We start from the raw sequence: 17,206 nt of genomic DNA, 5'->3' as shown, positions 1-17,206 counted from the left end.
CAACTGAACGGAAGCCATGTCGAACGCCAACCCATTCTTCTCGCAGTCCCTCGCCGAGCGCGACGCAGCCGTACGCAAGTCGGTGCTCAAGGAACTCGAACGCCAGCAGTCGCAGGTCGAGCTGATCGCATCGGAAAACATCGTGTCGCGCGCTGTGCTCGAAGCACAAGGCTCGGTGCTGACGAACAAGTACGCGGAAGGCTATCCCGGCAAACGCTACTACGGCGGCTGTGAGTTCGTCGATGAAGTGGAAGCGCTCGCCATCGAACGGATCAAGAAGCTCTTCAACGCAGGTTTTGCCAACGTGCAGCCGCACTCGGGCGCGCAAGCCAATGGCGCCGTGATGCTCGCGCTCGCAAAGCCGGGCGACACGATTCTCGGCATGTCGCTCGATGCAGGCGGCCACCTGACGCACGGCGCAAAACCCGCGCTGTCCGGCAAGTGGTTCAACGCGGTTCAGTACGGTGTGGATCGCGAAACCTTGCGCATCGATTACGACCAGGTCGAAAAGCTTGCGCACGAGCACAAGCCGTCGATGATCATCGCGGGCTTCTCGGCTTATCCGCGCGTGCTGGATTTCGCGCGCTTCCGTGCGATCGCCGATAGCGTCGGCGCGAAGCTGATGGTCGACATGGCGCACATCGCAGGCGTAATCGCGGCAGGCCGTCATCCGAATCCGATCGAACACGCGCATGTCGTGACGTCGACCACGCACAAGACGCTGCGCGGTCCGCGCGGCGGCTTCGTACTGACCAACGACGAAGACATTGCGAAGAAGATCAACTCGGCGGTGTTCCCCGGTCTGCAAGGCGGTCCGCTGATGCATGTGATCGCGGGCAAGGCCGTCGCATTCGGCGAAGCACTCGAAGACAACTTCAAGACCTACATCGACAACGTGCTGGCGAACGCGCAGGCGCTCGGCGAAGTGCTGAAGGAAGGCGGCGTCGATCTCGTTACTGGCGGCACGGACAACCACCTTCTGCTCGTCGATTTGCGCCCGAAGGGTCTGAAGGGCACTCAGGTCGAACAGGCGCTCGAACGTGCGGGCATCACGTGCAACAAGAACGGCATTCCGTTCGATACGGAGAAGCCGACGGTCACGTCGGGCATTCGCCTCGGCACGCCGGCGGGCACGACGCGCGGCTTCGGCGTTGCGGAGTTCCGCGATATCGGCCGCCTGATTCTCGAAGTGTTCGATGCGCTGCGCACGCATCCCGATGGCGACGCGGCAACGGAACAGCGCGTGCGCCGCGAGATCTTCGCGCTGTGCGAACGCTTCCCGATCTACTGAGCCGCTCTATCTACGCGAAAGCCCCACAGCTACGGAGTCAAACATGAGCAACCTGCACGACAGCAGCATCATTATCGACGGTCTGAACATTTCGAAGTTCGACCGCTCGGTGTTCGAGGACATGAGAAAGGGCGGCGTCACGGCAGTCAACTGTACGGTCTCCGTGTGGGAAGACTTCCAGAAGACCATCGACAACATCGCGGAAATGAAGCAGCAGATCCGCGAGTACAGCGAAATCCTCACGCTGGTGCGCACGACGGACGACATTCTGCGCGCCAAGAAAGAGAACAAGACGGGCATCATCTTCGGCTTCCAGAACTCGTATGCGTTCGAGGACAACCTCGGCTATATCGAAGTATTCAAGGAACTCGGCGTGAACGTGGTGCAGCTTTGCTACAACACGCAGAACCTGGTCGGCACCGGCTGCTATGAAGCGGACGGCGGTCTGTCGGGCTATGGCCGCGAAGTGATTCAGGAGATGAATCGCGTCGGCATCATGGTCGATCTGTCGCATGTCGGCGGGAAGACGTCTTCCGATGCAATCGCCTGCTCGAAGATGCCCGTCACGTATTCGCACTGCTGCCCGTCGGGTCTGAAGGAGCATCCGCGCAACAAGAGCGACGAGCAACTGAAAGAGATCGCCGACGCGAACGGCTTCGTCGGCGTGACGATGTTCGCGCCGTTCCTCAAGCGTGGCCCGGATGCAACTGTCGAAGATTATCTCGAAGCGATCGACTACGTAATCAACGTAATCGGCGAAGACAAAGTGGGCATCGGCACCGACTTCACGCAAGGCTACTCGACCGAGTTCTTCGACTGGATTACGCACGACAAGGGCCGCTATCGCCGTCTGACGAACTTCGGCAAGGTCGTGAACCCGGAAGGCATTCGCACGATCGGCGAGTTCCCGAACCTGACGGCTGCGATGGAAAAGGCCGGCTGGAGCGAATCGCGCATCAAGAAAGTGATGGGCGAGAACTGGCTGCGCGTGTTTGGCGAAGTCTGGAACGTCTGATAAGCGAAACCTGAGAGAAAAAAGGAAACCTGCAATGCAACCGCAACTGCCCATCGACGTCGATCCGAACACGGGTGTCTGGACCACCGACGCGCTGCCGATGCTCTACGTGCCGCGTCACTTCTTCACGAACAATCACGCTGCCGTAGAAGAAGCGCTCGGCGTCGAAGCGTATGCCGAGATTCTCTACAAGGCCGGCTACAAGTCCGCGTACTACTGGTGCGACAAGGAAGCGAAGCAGCACGGCATCAGCGGCATGGCCGTGTTCGAGCACTACCTGAACCGCCTGTCGCAACGTGGCTGGGGTCTGTTCAAGATCATCGAAGCCGACCCGGCGACGGCGCACGCGAAGATCGAACTGCGCTATTCGTCGTTCGTGCTGCAGCAGCCGGAGAAGAGCGGCAAGCTCTGCTACATGTTCGCCGGCTGGTTCGCAGGCGCGATGGACTGGGTCAACGACACGGCCGAAGGCGGCAAGAAGGCGCCGCGCAGTCAGTCGAAGGAAGCGCAGTGCGCGGGCGAGCATCACGACCACAAGCACGACCACTGCGTATTTGAAGTATCCCCGCTTGCCGCATGACAGAAGTACAGACACGCAGCGGCTCGCTGGCTGCGTGACTGAAACAAGAGACTGAATCGAACCCGCTCGAGGTCGCCCGCAATGCGTTACCCCAATCTGTTCAAACCCTTGACGCTCAATCAGCTGACGCTGCGCAACCGCATTGTCAGCACCGCGCATGCCGAGGTGTATGCCGAACCGGGCGGTCTGCCCGGCGACCGCTATATCCGCTATTACGAGGAAAAGGCCAAGGGCGGTGTGGGCCTCGCCGTGTGCGGCGGGTCGAGCCCGGTGTCGATCGACAGTCCGCAGGGCTGGTGGAAGTCCGTCAACCTGTCGACGGACAAGATCATCGACCCGCTGTCGCGTCTCGCTGAAGCGATGCATCGCCACGGCGCGAAGATCATGATTCAGGCGACGCACATGGGCCGCCGCTCCGCGTTTCATGGCGAGCACTGGCCGCACCTGATGTCACCTTCCGGCGTGCGCGAGCCGGTGCACCGCGGCAACGCGAAGATCATCGAAGTGGAAGAAATCCGCCGCATCATCAGCGACTTCGCGGCGGCTGCGAAGCGCGTGAAGGACGCGGGCATGGACGGCATCGAAATTTCGGCCGCGCACCAGCATCTGATCGATCAGTTCTGGAGCCCGCGCACGAACTTCCGTACCGACGAATGGGGTGGTTCGCTCGAAAACCGTCTGCGTTTCGGCGTCGAAGTGTTGCAGGCGGTGCGCGAAGCGGTCGGCAAGGACTTCTGCGTCGGCCTGCGCATGTGCGGCGACGAATTCCATGAAGACGGCCTCGATCACGAGCAGTTGAAGGAAATCGCGCAAGCGATGTCGGAAAGCGGTTTGATCGATTACGTCGGCGTGATCGGCTCGGGCGCGGACACGCACAACACGCTCGCCAACTGCATGCCGCCGATGGCGCTGCCGCCCGAGCCGTTCGTGCATCTCGCGGCGGGCATCAAGTCGGTCGTGAAGCTGCCCGTGATGCACGCGCAAAGCATTCGCGATGCGGGCCAGGCGGAGCGTCTGCTCGCGAGCGGCATGGTCGATCTGGTCGGCATGACGCGCGCGCAGATCGCCGATCCGCACATGGTCATCAAGATCCGCGATGGCCGCGAGGACGAGATCAAGCAGTGCGTCGGCGCGAACTACTGTATCGATCGCCAGTACAACGGTCTCGATGTGCTGTGCGTGCAGAACGCGGCGACCTCGCGCGAAGCGACGATGCCGCATGTGATCGAGAAAACGCGTGGACCGCGCCGCAAGGTGGTCGTGGTCGGCGCGGGTCCGGCGGGACTGGAAGCGGCGCGCGTTGCGCGTTCGCGCGGTCACGATGTCGTGCTGTTCGAGAAGAGCGATGCTGTGGGCGGCCAGATCATGCTGGCCGCGAAAGCGCCGCAACGTGAGCAGATGGCGGGCATCGTGCGCTGGTTCGACATGGAAACGAAGCGTCTCGGTGTCGACCGGCGTCTGGGCGTCGAAGCCGACGAGAAGATGATTCTCGCCGAGAAACCCGACATCATCGTGCTCGCCACGGGCGGCACGAGCTTCACGCAGCAAGTGCCTGCATGGGGCGTCGAAGAAGGTCTCGCGGTGAGTTCCTGGGACATTCTGTCGGGCAAGGTCGAGCCGAAGCAGAACGTGCTCGTCTATGACGGCGTGAGCACGCATGCAGGCGCGGGCGTGGCCGACTTTATTTCGAGCCGCGGCTCGAAGGTCGAGATCGTCACGCCGGACGTGAAAGTGGCCGACGACGTCGGCGGCACGACGTTCCCGATTTTCTATCGGCGTCTCTACGCGCAAGGCGTGATCCACACGCCGAACTACTGGCTCGACCGTGTATACGAGGAGGACGGCAGGAAGATCGCCGTGATCCGCAACGAGTACACGGAAGAACAGGAAGAGCGCGTCGTCGATCAGGTCATCATCGAAAACGGCAGCACGCCAAACGACGCGCTGTACTGGAAGCTCAAGTCCGAATCGGTGAATCGCGGGCAGGTGGACGTGCACAAGCTCTTCGCAGCGGAACCGCAACCGTCGCTTTCGGAAGAACTCGGCAATGGACGCTTCCTGCTGTTCCGTGTCGGCGACTGCATCTCGATGCATAACATCCACGGCGCGATCTACGACGCGCTGCGTCTCTGCAAGGACTTCTGATGATGAGCCCGGCGTTTCTCATCACCGCGTTGTTGTGGGTCTCGGTCGCCGGCCTTGCGTTCGCGGTCGCAAAACGGGCGGCTTACTGGCGTCTCGGACGGGCAACGGCAGCCGGCGCATTCGGCTGGACCAACCTGCTGACCATTCCGAAGCGCTATTTCGTCGATCTGCATCATGTCGTCGCGCGTGATCCGTATATCGCGAAGACGCACGTCGCGACGGCGGGCGGCGCCATCGCGGCTTTCGCGCTCGTCTTCATCAACTACGGGCTCGCGATCTATTCGCCGTGGCTCGACCGGCTGATCTTTCTGGCTGCGCTGATCATGCTGGTGGGCGCCGTGTTCGTATGGCGTCGGCGTCACGCGAAGGACGTGCCCGCGCGTCTGTCGCGCGGTCCGTGGAATACGCTGCCCTGGCTGCTCGGCTCGTTCTCGCTCGGTTTGCTGCTGTACACGCTGTTGCCGGCCTCGGCGATGTCGGGCGGTCTCGCGATTATCTTCGCGCTGCTGATTGGGGCAGGCGCGTTCGCGATGACGTTCGGCGCGGCGCGTGGTGGTCCGATGAAGCACGCGTTGGCCGGTCTCTTGCATCTCGCGTTTCACCCGCGTCAGGAGCGTTTCGCGGCGAAAGGCGACGTGCGTCGTGAAGCAGTTGTTCCGCCGACTGCGCTCAAAGCGCCCGTGCTCGAACAGAACGAATACGGCGTCGGCAAGCCCGTCGAGTTTCGCTGGAACCAGTTGCTGAGCTTCGATGCATGCGTGCAGTGCGGCAAGTGCGAAGCGGCGTGTCCCGCGTTTGCGGCGGGCCAGCCGCTCAATCCGAAGAAGCTGATTCAGGATCTCGTGACGGGCATGGTCGGCGGCACGGATGCGGCGTATGCGGGCAGCCCGACGCCTGGCATCAAGGTCGGCCAGCATGGCGGCGAGCCGCAGCGCCCCATCATCTCGAGCCTGATCGAAGCCGACACGGTGTGGTCGTGCACGACGTGCCGTGCCTGCGTGCACGAATGCCCGATGTTGATCGAGCACGTGGACGCGATCGTCGACATGCGCCGCAACCAGACGCTCGTGCACGGCACGGTGCCGGGCAAGGGCCCGGAAGTACTCGCGAATCTGCGCGAAACGGGCACGATGGGCGGCTACGACAAGGCGGCGCGCTACGACTGGTCGGTCGATCTGAGCTCGCCTGTCGCGCAACCGGGCAAGGCTGTCGATGTGCTGCTCGTCGCTGGCGAGGGCGCGTTCGACATGCGCTATCAGCGCACGTTGCGCTCGCTCGTCAAGGTGCTGAACAAGGCGGGCGTCAACTACGCAGTGCTGGGCGGCGAAGAAACGGATACGGGCGACGTCGCGCGCCGTCTCGGTGACGAAGCCACGTTCCAGCGCATGGCGAAGCAGATGATGGGCACGCTCGCGACGCTCGATTTCAAGCGCATCGTCACCGCCGATCCGCATGTGATGCACAGCCTGCGCAACGAATATCGCGCGCTCGGCGGCCGTTATGAAGTGCTGCATCACACGACGTTCCTCGCGGAGCTCGTCGCGAGCGGCAAGCTGTCGCCGAAAGCCATCGCTGCGTACAACGACAAAACGATCACGTATCACGATCCCTGCTATCTCGGCCGCTACAACGGCGAAACGGAAGCGCCGCGCCAGTTGCTGAAGACGATCGGCATCAAGGTCGTCGAGATGGAGCGGCATGGCAAGCGTGGCCGTTGCTGCGGCGGTGGCGGCGGCGCGCCGCTGACGGATATCCCCGGCAAGCAGCGCATTCCCGATATCCGCATCGCCGATGCCCGTTCGATCGGCGCAGACGTGGTCGCGGTAGGTTGCCCGAACTGCACGGCGATGCTCGAAGGCGTGGTCGGTCCGCGTCCTGAGGTGCTCGATGTGGCTGAACTCGTTGCGGCCGCGCTGGAGTGAACGATGAATACGACTATCAAACGTATCGATCCGCGCCGGCCCTTCGTCATCACGGCGGCAGGACTGAAGCGCATCACGCTCGGCGAGGAGCATGTCGCGGGTGCATCGAATGAGCACGCGCTGCATGCTGGCGCGCATGGCCATGCCGCTGTCAAAACGCTGCGTACGACGCAAGTGTCGCAACGCACGCTGCTCGTCGTTGCGCACAGCGACCGCGGCGGTCTCGACGATCACGCGCGTCAGGCGTTGGCGGCTGCCGCGCTGATCGCGGACGCGGCGACGCAAGTCGCGCTGCTGGTACTCGGCGAGCTGAAGGATGACGCCGCCGCGCTCGGCGCGGACAAGGTGATCGAACTGTCGTCGTTCGACCGCCGCACGTTCGCGCCTGAACGCGAAGTGCAAGCCGTGGCGGCATGCGTCGCGCAACTCGCGCCTGCGCACATTTTCATACCCGACAACGCGACGGGCGACGGCGATCTCGGCCGGCGCTATGCGGCGCTCGCGGGCGCAAGCATCGCGACGCATGTGGTGCAGATCGACGCGAAGCAGGTGTCGACGTATGCGCAGGCGAAGAAGGCCTATGCGACGCGCGCATTGCCCGACGTGATTCTGCTTGCTGCAGGCGCAGTCGATACGCGGCTGCCGTTTATCGGCGCAGGCGAGCGGCTCGAACTCACGGCATTCGCTCAAACGAACGACGCGTCGAACGGCGCATACCGTGATCTGGGCATCGAGGAAATCGACGCCGCGCAGGTCGCGCTGGAAGAAGCGGACTTCATCGTGTCGGCGGGTAACGGTGTGACGGATGTTGCCGCGTTCGAAAAGCTCGCGAGCACGTTCGGCGCGGCAATCGGCGCGAGCCGCGTTGCCGTCGACAACGGCATGTTCACGCGCGACAAGCAGATCGGCGCGACGGGCAAGACCGTCGAGGCGAGCGTCTACATCGCGTTCGGCATTTCGGGCGCGGTGCAGCACTTGCAAGGCATCAAGGATTGCCGTCATGTGATCGCGGTGAATCTGGACGGCAGCGCGCCCATTGTCAAGCGCGCGAACCTGACGATCATCGGCGATACGCAGGCGACCATCGCGTCGCTGATCGACGAGATCGACCGTGCACGCTCGGGCCGTGGCGCGGGCGCTGCGCCCGTTGTGAAACACATCGTCGAAGGAGTCGCGGCATGAACGGCAAGCTCGAAAAAATCGCGGTGCTCGTGTCGGTCGGCAAGCATCCTGTCAGCGGCGTCGCGCGCTATAGCCGCAACGATGCCGCCGCGCTGGAAATCGGCCGCCAGCTGTCGAGCCAGCACGCAGCGCGACTCGACGTGCTGCATGCGGGCGATCCGGGTAATCCCGCACTCGAAGAGTATCTGGCGCTCGGCGCGGAGCGCGTCGAAGTGCTGACCTGCGCAGACAACGGAGACGCCGTGGGCCTGCTCGCGGCCCGGCTCAAGGGCTATGACCTCGTGCTGACGGGCACCTGTGCCGAAGGCGCGTTCGACAGCGGCATGCTGCCTTACCGGCTCGCGGACGCGCTGCAGGTCCCGCTCGTCGGCACGGCCGTCGACGTGACGATTGCAGGCGGGCGCGCGACGGTGCGGCAATTCTTGCCGAAGGGCGTGCGCCGCCGCGTCGAGGTCGCGCTGCCTGCCGTCGTCGCGGTGCATCCGCTCGCCACCGTGACGCCGCGCTATGCGTACGCGCGGCTGCGCGCCGGCTCGATCGCGCCGCAGCGCGTGGAGGCGGGCGCCGACGCGGAAGCGGCGCAGTGGACGCTCGCACCCGTCACGCGCAAGCCGGTCCGGCTGGCCGCCGCCGAGAAGCGCACGGGCCATGCGCGCATGCTGTCCGCGACCACCACGGAAAGCCGGGGCGGCAGCGTCGTAATTGAAGGGACTTCGGTCGAAAAAGCACAAGTGATACTCGATTATTTGCGCGAGCATCAACTCATCGAATACTGATTTTGCGCCGCACCCACACGGCCTCGGAACCCGGAGCACACATGAAAGTATCGGCAGACATTCGCACGCTGGTGGACCGGCGCAAGAAGGGTTACAGCCTCGAAGCACCGTTTTATCTGAGCGAAGAAATCTTCTCGCTCGATATGGACGCGATTTTCCGTCAACACTGGATTCAGGTCGCCGTCGAGCCGGACATTCCCGAGCCGGGCGATTATGTGACCGTCGAACTGGGCAACGATTCGATCCTGATCGTGCGCGACGACGACATGCAGGTGCGCGCATTCCACAACGTTTGCCGTCACCGCGGCGCGCGCCTGTGCAACGAGGACAGGGGTTCAGTCGGCAATATCGTGTGCCCGTATCACAGCTGGACGTACAACCTGTCGGGCGAGCTGATGTTCGCCGAGCACATGGGCGAGAAGTTCGACCGCTGCAAGCACAGCCTGAAGAGCGTGCATGTCGAGAACCTGGCCGGTCTGATTTTCGTGTGCCTCGCGGAAAAGCCGCCCGTCGATTTCGCCGTGATGCGCGCAGCAATGGAGCCGTATCTGCTGCCGCACGATCTGCCGAGCTGCAAGATTGCTGCGCAGATCGACATCATCGAGAAAGGCAACTGGAAGCTCACGATGGAGAACAACCGCGAGTGCTACCACTGCGTCGCGAATCATCCCGAGCTGACCATTTCGCTCTACGAGTACGGCTTCGGCTATCAGCGCTCGCCCGCGAACGCGGAAGGCATGGATGCGTTCGAGCGCACCTGCATCGAGCGCGAGAAGCAGTGGGAAGAGATGGGTCTGCCTTCTGTTGAAATCGATCAGCTGTCGGACGTGACGGGTTTTCGCACGCAGCGTCTGCCGCTCGATCGCAGCGGCGAATCGCAGACGCTCGACGCGAAGGTCGCATCGAAGAAGTTGCTCGGCGAATTCGAGCAGGCCGACCTGGGCGGGCTGTCGTTCTGGACACAGCCGAATTCGTGGCATCACTTCATGAGCGATCACATCGTGACGTTCTCGGTGATTCCGCTGTCGGCGGGCGAAACGCTGGTGCGTACGAAATGGCTCGTGCACAAGGATGCGCAGGAAGGCGTCGATTACGACGTGAGCAACCTGACGGCCGTGTGGAACGCGACCAACGACCAGGACCGTACGCTCGTCGAATTTTCGCAGCGTGGCGCGTCGAGCAGCGCGTACGAGCCGGGTCCGTATTCGCCGTACACGGAAGGGCTCGTCGAGAAGTTCAGCGACTGGTATGTGCAGCGCCTTGCGGCGCATGTCGAGAGCCCGGTGGCGGAGCAACGCACGATCAACATCAAGGCCGTTTAAGGCCGGCTGCAGATAAAACCAACCGGATGCCTGGCGGCAAGTGGAGCAAGCAATGATGCGCGATGCAGCAACCTTCGGACCCGTCGAAAGCCGCGTGACGAAGCCCGAATTCTGGAGCGCGTTGCCGGCGCGCTGGACGAGCGATGTCGAGGAAACGCTGGTCTGCTGCCAGGTTCGTCAGGAAACGCACGACGTGAAGAGTTTTTTCTTCCGTTCGCCGGAAGGCCGTGCGTTTGTGTTCGAGCCGGGGCAGTTCATCACACTGGAGCTGGAGATCGACGGCGAGACGATCAACCGCTGCTATACGATTTCATCGTCGCCGACGCGGCCGCATACGATTTCGATCACGGTGAAGCGGGTGCCTGGCGGCACGGTGTCGAACTGGCTGCACGATAACCTGCAGGCGGGTGCGCGCGTGCGGGTGCTGGGGCCGGCGGGTGAGTTTACGTGTGCGCGGCATCCGGCGCGGAAGTATCTGTTTTTGTCGGCTGGGTCTGGCATTACGCCGTTGATGTCGATGAGTCGCGCGCATCATGAGTTGAGTGAGGATCGCGATATCGTGTTTGTGCATAGCGCTCGCACGCCGGACGATATTATTTTCTCGCGGGAGCTTGATCTGATTGCTTCTAATCAGGTTAATTTCAGGGCTTCGTTTGTTTGTGAGCGGGTTGGGAGTCGGACTAACTGGCCAGGTGTTACTGGTTTTTTGACGCTGCCGCTGCTGAAGCTGATTGCTCCGGATTTTATGGAGCGGGAGATCTTTACGTGCGGTCCTGCGCCTTATATGCAGGCTGTTCGCAATCTGCTCGATGAGGCGGGGTTTGATCGCAAGCAGTATCACGAAGAGAGTTTTTCTTTCGAGACGCTGATCGAGAATGAGCCTGAAGTTGCGGCTGAAGTGCTTGAGGCGGAAGAGAAGGCTAATGGTGCTGCAAATGGCACGCAAATGTTCTCGGTGAGCTTTTCACGCAGCAACCGTTCGATTGAATGTGGTTCGTCTCAACATGTGCTGGATGCGGCGCGGCAGGCCGGAGTGCGGTTGGCTGCTTCCTGTACACAAGGGATGTGTGGCACCTGCAAGGTGAAGCTTGTTTCCGGGCAGGTGGAGATGAAGCATAACGGTGGGATTCGGCAGCGGGAGATCGATCAGGGGATGGTGTTGTTGTGTTGTAGTAAGCCTTTGAGTGATCTCGTGGTTGATAAGTGAGTTTTTTTTGTCTGCGACGGCTGATTGGTTTGCTTGAGTTTGAGCTGGCATCCGCGCTTTGCCTTCGTGCTTCAAGCGTCGCCCCTGTGCGGGGCGGCACCTACTTTTCTTTGCCGCCGCAAAGAAAAGTAGGCAAAAGAAAGCGGCTAACACCGCCAGTTCTTGTGTTTGCCTGAGGGCCCCCAACCGGTCCCACGCTTCACACGGCAGTGCCCTGGTTGGTGCTCGTTGCCAGCGCTTCGAATGAACGCCTCACCCGCTTCAGATACCCGTACTCGGGCAAGCGGCAGCGGATGGTATGTGCCGCCCAGGTGGCAAACTGTGTGTAGGTTGTCGCGTCGTATAGGGTAGCGCTCTTACAGGGTGGAACGTATGCGCTATCGGTCCGAAGTGAGGCGTGCGAGGCACTAGGGCCTACACACAGTTTGCCACCTGGGCGGCCGTGGAATATCTGGCACGGCATGGTGCAGCGCGGGTGCGTGAAGCGGGTGAGGCGCACCGCAAGAACGTTGGCAACGAACATGGGTCACGTGATTGCCGTGTGAAGCGTAAGACCGGTTGGGGGCCCTCAGGCAAACACAAGAACTGGCGGTGTTAGCCGCTTTCTTTTGCCTACTTTTCTTTGCGGCGGCAAAGAAAAGTAGGTGCCGCCCCGCACAGGGGCGACGCATGAAGCACGAAGGCAAAACGCGGATGCCGGCGCAAAGGCCAAAACACCGAACGACGACGCACGAAGCTTGAAGGCAAAACGCGGATGCCGGCGCAAAGGCCAAAACACCGAACGACGACGCACGAAGCACGAAGGCAAAACGCGGATGCCAGCGCAAAGGCAAGAACAGGTTCAACGCATGCACAGGTAAATCATCACGCGGAAGCTAGCGAAAAGCAAAGCGGACCACCCAGCGTCGCAGACAACCAAAAAAACCACGTCGCATACAGACAAGTAAACGTCGCAAACCCGACCACCTAATGCATTCTGGTTAGCGATTCTAAAGCCACACCGCGGCAAGCGGCCACAAGGAGATCGACCATGAAGCACCTTAAAAAACTGATGTTATGCGGGGCGCTACTCGCCGCAATGAGCGCAATCGGAACAGGCACCGCGGCAGCGGACACCAAACCGACGATCAAAATCGGCTACGTCGAAGGCTGGGACGACAGCGTCGCCACATCGAACGTCGCTGCACAGATCATCGAAAAACGCCTCGGCTACCCAGTGCAACTCGTGCCCGTAGCGGCAGGCATCATGTGGCAGGGCGTGGCGCGCGGCGACCTGGACGCGACACTCTCGGCGTGGCTGCCCGTCACGCACGGCGCGTACTGGGATCAGTTCAAGGGCAAGGTGCAAGACCTGGGACCCAACTTTAACGACGCAAAGATCGGCCTGATCGTCCCCGCCGACGTGCCGGAAAAGAGCATCGCCGACCTGCAGGCGCATAAGGCTGACTTCGGTGGACGCATCGTCGGCATCGACGCCGGCGCAGGCGTGATGAAGAAAACCTCGGATGCAATCAAGGCCTACAACCTCGACTATCAACTGATGCCGAGTTCGGGCAGCGCAATGACCGCGGAACTCGCGCGCTCGATGAATGCCAATAAACCTGTGATCGTCACAGGCTGGATACCGCATTGGATGTTTGCCAAGTGGAAGCTGAAGTTCCTCGAAGACCCGAAGAAGGTGTACGGCGAATCCGAGCACGTGGATAGCGTCATCAATCCGGGCCTCGATACGAAGGCACCGCAAGTAGTCGCGTTTCTGAAGAAATTTCAATGGAAGCCGGGTGAAATCGACAGCGTCATGCTGGCGACGGAGAACGGCGCCAAGCCTGCCGACGCAGCCGGAACGTGGATCGCCGCACACGGCGACCGCGTGAACAGCTGGGTAGGCGGAGCACAATAACCGTCCTTCCCTAACGCGTTCTGACGAGCGTTTTGTGATGCTGCAGATGCGCTGCGCGCGCATCTGCAGCATCGATGTATCCGGTTGTTCGTGTTCCAGCCAGCGCGCAGGCTCCTTCTAATAATGGAGACTCTGGATGGATCAGGCAAGACTGCGTACCCGCAGTATCGAAGGCGCTACCGACGGCGCCCCACACGAAGGTCATTCGCTGCAACGCGGCTTGACCTGGAAAGACGCATTCTGGGTGACGAGCGGCGTGCCCGGCGGTGTGCTGTTTACGATCGGCGGCGTGTCCGCAACGATCGGTCAACCCGCGTGGGCCATATGGGGCGCGGCGATCCTGATGGGCCTGATTCAAAGCGCGACTTACGCTGAAATTTCAGGACTTTTCCCGCACAAGTCGGGCGGTGCGTCCGTATACGGCGCGATGGCCTGGGTGCGCTACAGCAAGACCATCGCGCCCGTTTCCGTGTGGTGCAACTGGCTCGCCTGGTCTCCGATGCTCGCGTTGGGCACGGGCCTTGCCGCCAATTACGCGCTATCCAGTCTCTATGTGCCCGATGCTGCGATCAACACGTGGCGTCTGACACTGCTTGACCTTAGCTTCATCAAGCAAGGGCTTTCGCTACGCATCAACGCGACGTTCATCATCGCGTCGATCTTTCTGCTGATTACATTCAAACTGCAGCATAGCGGCGCATCGAAAGCCGCGAAGACGCAGCGCATACTCGGCATTGCTTCGCTTGCGCCCTTGCTGATCGTCGGTATCGTGCCGTTCGTGACGGGCGACGTGCCCGCCGTGCATCTGTGGCCGCTGCTGCCGCTCGGACACGATGCGCAAGGCAGCGTGACGGCTTCGACGTTCGGCTCGTGGAATGGCGCGGGCATCACGATGGCGTTCGGCGCGATGTTCATGGCGGGCTGGGCCGCGTACGGCTTCGAGACGGCCGTCTGCTATACGCGCGAGTTCCGCGATCCGCGCAGCGATACGGTAAAAGCAATCTTCTGGTCGGGCATGGCGTGCCTGGTCGTGATGACGCTGGTGCCGCTCGCGTTTCAGGGTGTGTTGGGCACGAAGGGCATGCTCGATCCGAAGATCGCCGACGGCACGGGCGTGGCTGCCGCGATGGCGCATATGGTCGGCGGCGGCGCGCTGATGTTCGACGTGGTCGTCATCATGCTGATGCTGACCATTCTGCTGATCGTGATGACCTCGATGATGGGCTCGTCGCGCACGCTGTATCAGGCATCCGTCGATGGCTGGCTGCCGAAGTATCTGTCGCACGTCAACGAGCACGGCGCGCCGACGCGCGCAATGTGGACCGACCTTGGCTTCAATCTGATCCTGCTGCTGATGTCGGACTACATGACAGTGCTGTCGATCTCGAACGTCTGCTACATGATCTTCGTGTTCCTCAATCTGCAATCGGGCTGGATACACCGGCTGGATCGCGCGGATGCGGACCGGCCGTTCCGTTGTCCGGCGTGGCTGCTCGCCGCGGGCGCGCTGTGCGGCTATCTGGATCTCGCGTTCATTGGCGCGGGCGCGGACATGCAGGGCGTGGGAACGATGCGCAACGGCCTGATCGCGATGCTGCTGATCGTGCCCGTGTTCATGTTCCGCCACTACCTGCAAGACCGCGGGCGTTTGCCCGCGCGCATGCAGCAGGATATGGAGTGGAAAGGCGGATTGCGGCCCGCTGGTCTGCGCGGTTTGCTGCCGTATGGCGCGTTGCTGCTAGCCGTGTTCGTTGTGTGGTTCTCGCACTATCTGGCGAAGCCGTTCCTTTGATCGCCTTTAAGTGATGCCGCCGCCGCGTCTGCGTTGCAGCGCGGCGGCTTCTGTTTTCAGAGCACGACAGTTCTGTCGCCGTTGATGAACACACGCCTCTCGACGAATGCCTTCACCGCGCGCGCCAGCGTGATGCATTCGACGTCGCGGCCCACGGCCAGCAGGCGCTCAGGCCCATACGAATGGTCGACGCGCTGCACTTCCTGTTCGATGATCGGGCCTTCGTCGAGATCGTCGGTGACGAAGTGCGCCGTCGCGCCGATCAGCTTGACGCCGCGCGCGTGCGCCTGATGATAAGGCCGCGCGCCCTTGAAGCCGGGCAGGAACGAGTGATGGATATTGATCGCGCGGCCTGCCAGCTTGCGGCTCGTTTCGTCGGAGAGAATCTGCATATAGCGCGCGAGAATCATCAGGTCCGCGCCGCTCGATTCGAACAGGTCGAGAATTTGCGCTTCCTGTTGCTGCTTCGTTTCAGGCGTCACAGGCAGATGATGGAACGGCAAACCATGCTGCACGGCAAGCGGCTCGAAGTCGGGATGATTCGATGCAATGCCGGCGATGTCCATTTTCAGTTCGCCCATGCGCCAGCGGAATAGCAGGTCGGCAAGGCAATGCTCGAGCTTCGACACCATGATCAGTACTTTGGGCCGCGTGTCGAGATCGTGCATCGCCCACTGCATATCGAAGTCGGCCGCGATGGGGTGGAACTCGCGCCGCAACGAATCGATATGCAGCGCCGCTTCGGGCGCGTTCGCCACGCCATGAAACACGCAGCGCACGAAAAAGCGCGCGCTGATGTCGTCGTCGAACACCGTGAGTTCATCGATATAGCAGTGGTGCCGATCGAGAAAGCCGACGACGGCAGCAACCTGGCCGGCGGCGCTCGGGCAGGAAAGGGTCAGCGCGAACTGATGCGTGCGATCGGTGGTGGGCATGCGAGTCCTCTGTCATTCGATATGGGATTCCCGCATGGCCGTGCCATTGAACCTGTAGCGCAGCGCGACGCGGCAAGCGGGATGATCAAGTAAATCAGCCCAATTTGCGCGCGCATAGAACCGATGCGCCGTGCTCGTGGTATCGGAACGTCAGGCGTGCGCGTGCTCGCCCAGGTCGATCAGTTCGTTGAAAATCCAGCGCCGGAAGAGCGGCACGGCGGCTGGCGCGGGGCGCGCGGGCGGGCAGACGAGGTAATAGCCGCGCTCGGTGGTCACGGGCGTGTCGAGCAGGTGCACTAGCAGGCCGGACGCGATGAGTTCGTCTGTGAGCGGCGTCCAGCCGAGCGCGACGCCCTGGCCCATCAGTGCGGCCTGCACGACGAGCGAATAACTGTTGAACATCATCCCCTGGCTGTCTTCCGGCGCTTGCAGACCGTGCGCGGCGAACCATGTGTTCCAGGCGAGCCAGCGCTCGGGGTCGGTGGGCTGCACGTGTAGTAGCGGCAATGCGGCGAGATCGGCGGCAACGCTTACGGGTGCGTGAAGATCGCGGAACGCGGGCGAGCAGACGGGCGTGACGGCTTCGGCGAAAAGCCGCGTCGACGTGCAGGGCGGCCAATGGCCGTCGCCGAACGCGATGGCGATATCCGCGTGGTCGCGGTGCGGATCGTAGCCGAGTTGCGAGGTGACGATCTTCACGTTGACGCCGGGCATCGACGCCTTGAGTCGTGCCAGGCGCGGCATCAGCCAGTAGGTGGCGAAGCCGGCGTCGGTAAGTATTGTCAATGCGCCCGTGGCGCGGCGCGCGCGGATGTCGGATGTCGCCTCGCGGATCGTGTCGAGGCCGCTGCGCACGGCTTCATAGAGCAACGCGCCTTCGGGCGTGAGCGTCACGCCGCGATGGCCGCGCTCGAACAATGGCGCGCCGAGGTCCTCTTCGAGTTGCACGATGCGCTGGCTCACGGCGGGCTGCGTCGAACCGAGCTCGCGCGCGGCGGCCGTGAAGCTCGCGAGGCGCGCGGCCGATTCGAAGGCCGACAAGGTCTGCATCGGCGGAAGACGGTCTGGTCCCGGCATAACATCCCCTTATGGGCCGATAAGCGCACGCCGCCTTCACAAAGGCTTAATGAACGGCAATA

At 62.2% G+C, this 17,206-nt stretch carries 13 protein-coding genes; 11 read left to right on the top strand and 2 right to left on the bottom strand.

Going from position 1 to position 17,206, the window contains the following annotated elements:
- The first annotated feature begins 16 nt into the window (after positions 1-16).
- From SB822_RS21325 to SB822_RS21275, 11 genes are all read left to right on the top strand, one after another.
- Complete coding sequence (locus SB822_RS21325) at positions 17-1,291, top strand: serine hydroxymethyltransferase (RefSeq protein WP_007744918.1); 1,275 nt, start codon at positions 17-19, stop codon at positions 1,289-1,291.
- 43 nt (positions 1,292-1,334) lie between these two features.
- Positions 1,335-2,306 carry a dipeptidase gene (locus tag SB822_RS21320; protein ID WP_007744916.1) on the top strand — a complete coding sequence of 324 codons (972 nt, stop codon included), beginning with the start codon at positions 1,335-1,337 and terminating at the stop codon, positions 2,304-2,306.
- Positions 2,307-2,340: 34 nt separating this feature from the next.
- A complete protein-coding gene (locus SB822_RS21315; RefSeq protein ID WP_007744913.1) occupies positions 2,341-2,886 on the top strand; it encodes a DUF5943 domain-containing protein in 546 nt (181 codons plus the stop codon).
- An 81-nt stretch (positions 2,887-2,967) separates the two neighbouring features.
- Entirely contained in the window at positions 2,968-5,031 is a 2,064-nt protein-coding gene (locus SB822_RS21310; RefSeq protein ID WP_007744911.1) for an NADH:flavin oxidoreductase, read from the top strand.
- 2 nt (positions 5,032-5,033) lie between these two features.
- On the top strand, positions 5,034-6,953 hold the full coding sequence (locus tag SB822_RS21305) for a (Fe-S)-binding protein (RefSeq protein ID WP_410855642.1): 1,920 nt from the start codon (positions 5,034-5,036) through the stop codon (positions 6,951-6,953).
- 3 nt (positions 6,954-6,956) lie between these two features.
- Positions 6,957-8,135, top strand: coding sequence for an electron transfer flavoprotein subunit alpha/FixB family protein (locus SB822_RS21300; RefSeq protein ID WP_410855573.1), 1,179 nt, complete (start codon positions 6,957-6,959; stop codon positions 8,133-8,135).
- Entirely contained in the window at positions 8,132-8,911 is a 780-nt protein-coding gene (locus SB822_RS21295) for a drug:proton antiporter (RefSeq protein WP_009770262.1), read from the top strand. Before SB822_RS21300 ends, SB822_RS21295 begins: the two co-directional genes overlap by 4 nt.
- A 41-nt stretch (positions 8,912-8,952) precedes the next feature.
- Positions 8,953-10,233, top strand: a complete 1,281-nt coding sequence (locus SB822_RS21290) for an aromatic ring-hydroxylating oxygenase subunit alpha (RefSeq protein WP_410855572.1) — start codon at positions 8,953-8,955, stop codon at positions 10,231-10,233.
- A 52-nt stretch (positions 10,234-10,285) separates the two neighbouring features.
- The gene (locus SB822_RS21285) at positions 10,286-11,440 is read left to right on the top strand and encodes an FAD-binding oxidoreductase (RefSeq protein WP_410855571.1); all 1,155 of its coding nucleotides are present in this window, start codon (positions 10,286-10,288) and stop codon (positions 11,438-11,440) included.
- Between the two features lie 1,030 nt (positions 11,441-12,470).
- Positions 12,471-13,340 (top strand): glycine betaine ABC transporter substrate-binding protein, encoded by an 870-nt coding sequence (locus SB822_RS21280; protein WP_410855570.1) that lies wholly within the window; start codon positions 12,471-12,473, stop codon positions 13,338-13,340.
- A 136-nt stretch (positions 13,341-13,476) separates the two neighbouring features.
- Positions 13,477-15,132, top strand: a complete 1,656-nt coding sequence (locus SB822_RS21275; RefSeq protein ID WP_410855569.1) for an APC family permease — start codon at positions 13,477-13,479, stop codon at positions 15,130-15,132.
- A gap of 56 nt (positions 15,133-15,188) precedes the next feature.
- Here the strand turns inward: SB822_RS21275 and purU are convergent, their stop codons facing one another.
- Positions 15,189-16,067, bottom strand: a complete 879-nt coding sequence (purU, locus tag SB822_RS21270; RefSeq protein WP_410855568.1) for a formyltetrahydrofolate deformylase — start codon at positions 16,065-16,067, stop codon at positions 15,189-15,191.
- Positions 16,068-16,217: 150 nt separating this feature from the next.
- The gene (locus tag SB822_RS21265) at positions 16,218-17,144 is read right to left on the bottom strand and encodes a choline sulfate utilization transcriptional regulator (protein ID WP_079488965.1); all 927 of its coding nucleotides are present in this window, start codon (positions 17,142-17,144) and stop codon (positions 16,218-16,220) included.
- Positions 17,145-17,206 lie beyond the last annotated feature (62 nt).

Origin of the sequence: Paraburkholderia sp. SIMBA_054 (genome assembly GCF_046534875.1) — a bacterium.
GTDB lineage: Bacteria > Pseudomonadota > Gammaproteobacteria > Burkholderiales > Burkholderiaceae > Paraburkholderia > Paraburkholderia hospita.
Note: the sequence above shows the minus strand (reverse complement) of the source record. Positions and strands in the feature narration are given on the sequence as shown.

Excerpts from the sequence above, each read along its gene's own strand:
- SB822_RS21310 (WP_007744911.1), top strand. The coding sequence starts at position 2,968 with ATGCGTTACCCCAATCTGTTCAAACCCTTGACGCTCAATCAGCTGACG.
- SB822_RS21295 (WP_009770262.1), top strand. The coding sequence starts at position 8,132 with ATGAACGGCAAGCTCGAAAAAATCGCGGTGCTCGTGTCGGTCGGCAAG.
- SB822_RS21325 (WP_007744918.1), top strand. The coding sequence starts at position 17 with ATGTCGAACGCCAACCCATTCTTCTCGCAGTCCCTCGCCGAGCGCGAC.
- SB822_RS21280 (WP_410855570.1), top strand. The coding sequence starts at position 12,471 with ATGAAGCACCTTAAAAAACTGATGTTATGCGGGGCGCTACTCGCCGCA.
- SB822_RS21285 (WP_410855571.1), top strand. The coding sequence starts at position 10,286 with ATGATGCGCGATGCAGCAACCTTCGGACCCGTCGAAAGCCGCGTGACG.
- SB822_RS21305 (WP_410855642.1), top strand. The coding sequence starts at position 5,034 with ATGAGCCCGGCGTTTCTCATCACCGCGTTGTTGTGGGTCTCGGTCGCC.
- SB822_RS21315 (WP_007744913.1), top strand. The coding sequence starts at position 2,341 with ATGCAACCGCAACTGCCCATCGACGTCGATCCGAACACGGGTGTCTGG.
- SB822_RS21275 (WP_410855569.1), top strand. The coding sequence starts at position 13,477 with ATGGATCAGGCAAGACTGCGTACCCGCAGTATCGAAGGCGCTACCGAC.
- SB822_RS21265 (WP_079488965.1), bottom strand. The coding sequence starts at position 17,144 with ATGCCGGGACCAGACCGTCTTCCGCCGATGCAGACCTTGTCGGCCTTC.
- SB822_RS21320 (WP_007744916.1), top strand. The coding sequence starts at position 1,335 with ATGAGCAACCTGCACGACAGCAGCATCATTATCGACGGTCTGAACATT.
- SB822_RS21300 (WP_410855573.1), top strand. The coding sequence starts at position 6,957 with ATGAATACGACTATCAAACGTATCGATCCGCGCCGGCCCTTCGTCATC.
- purU (WP_410855568.1), bottom strand. The coding sequence starts at position 16,067 with ATGCCCACCACCGATCGCACGCATCAGTTCGCGCTGACCCTTTCCTGC.
- SB822_RS21290 (WP_410855572.1), top strand. The coding sequence starts at position 8,953 with ATGAAAGTATCGGCAGACATTCGCACGCTGGTGGACCGGCGCAAGAAG.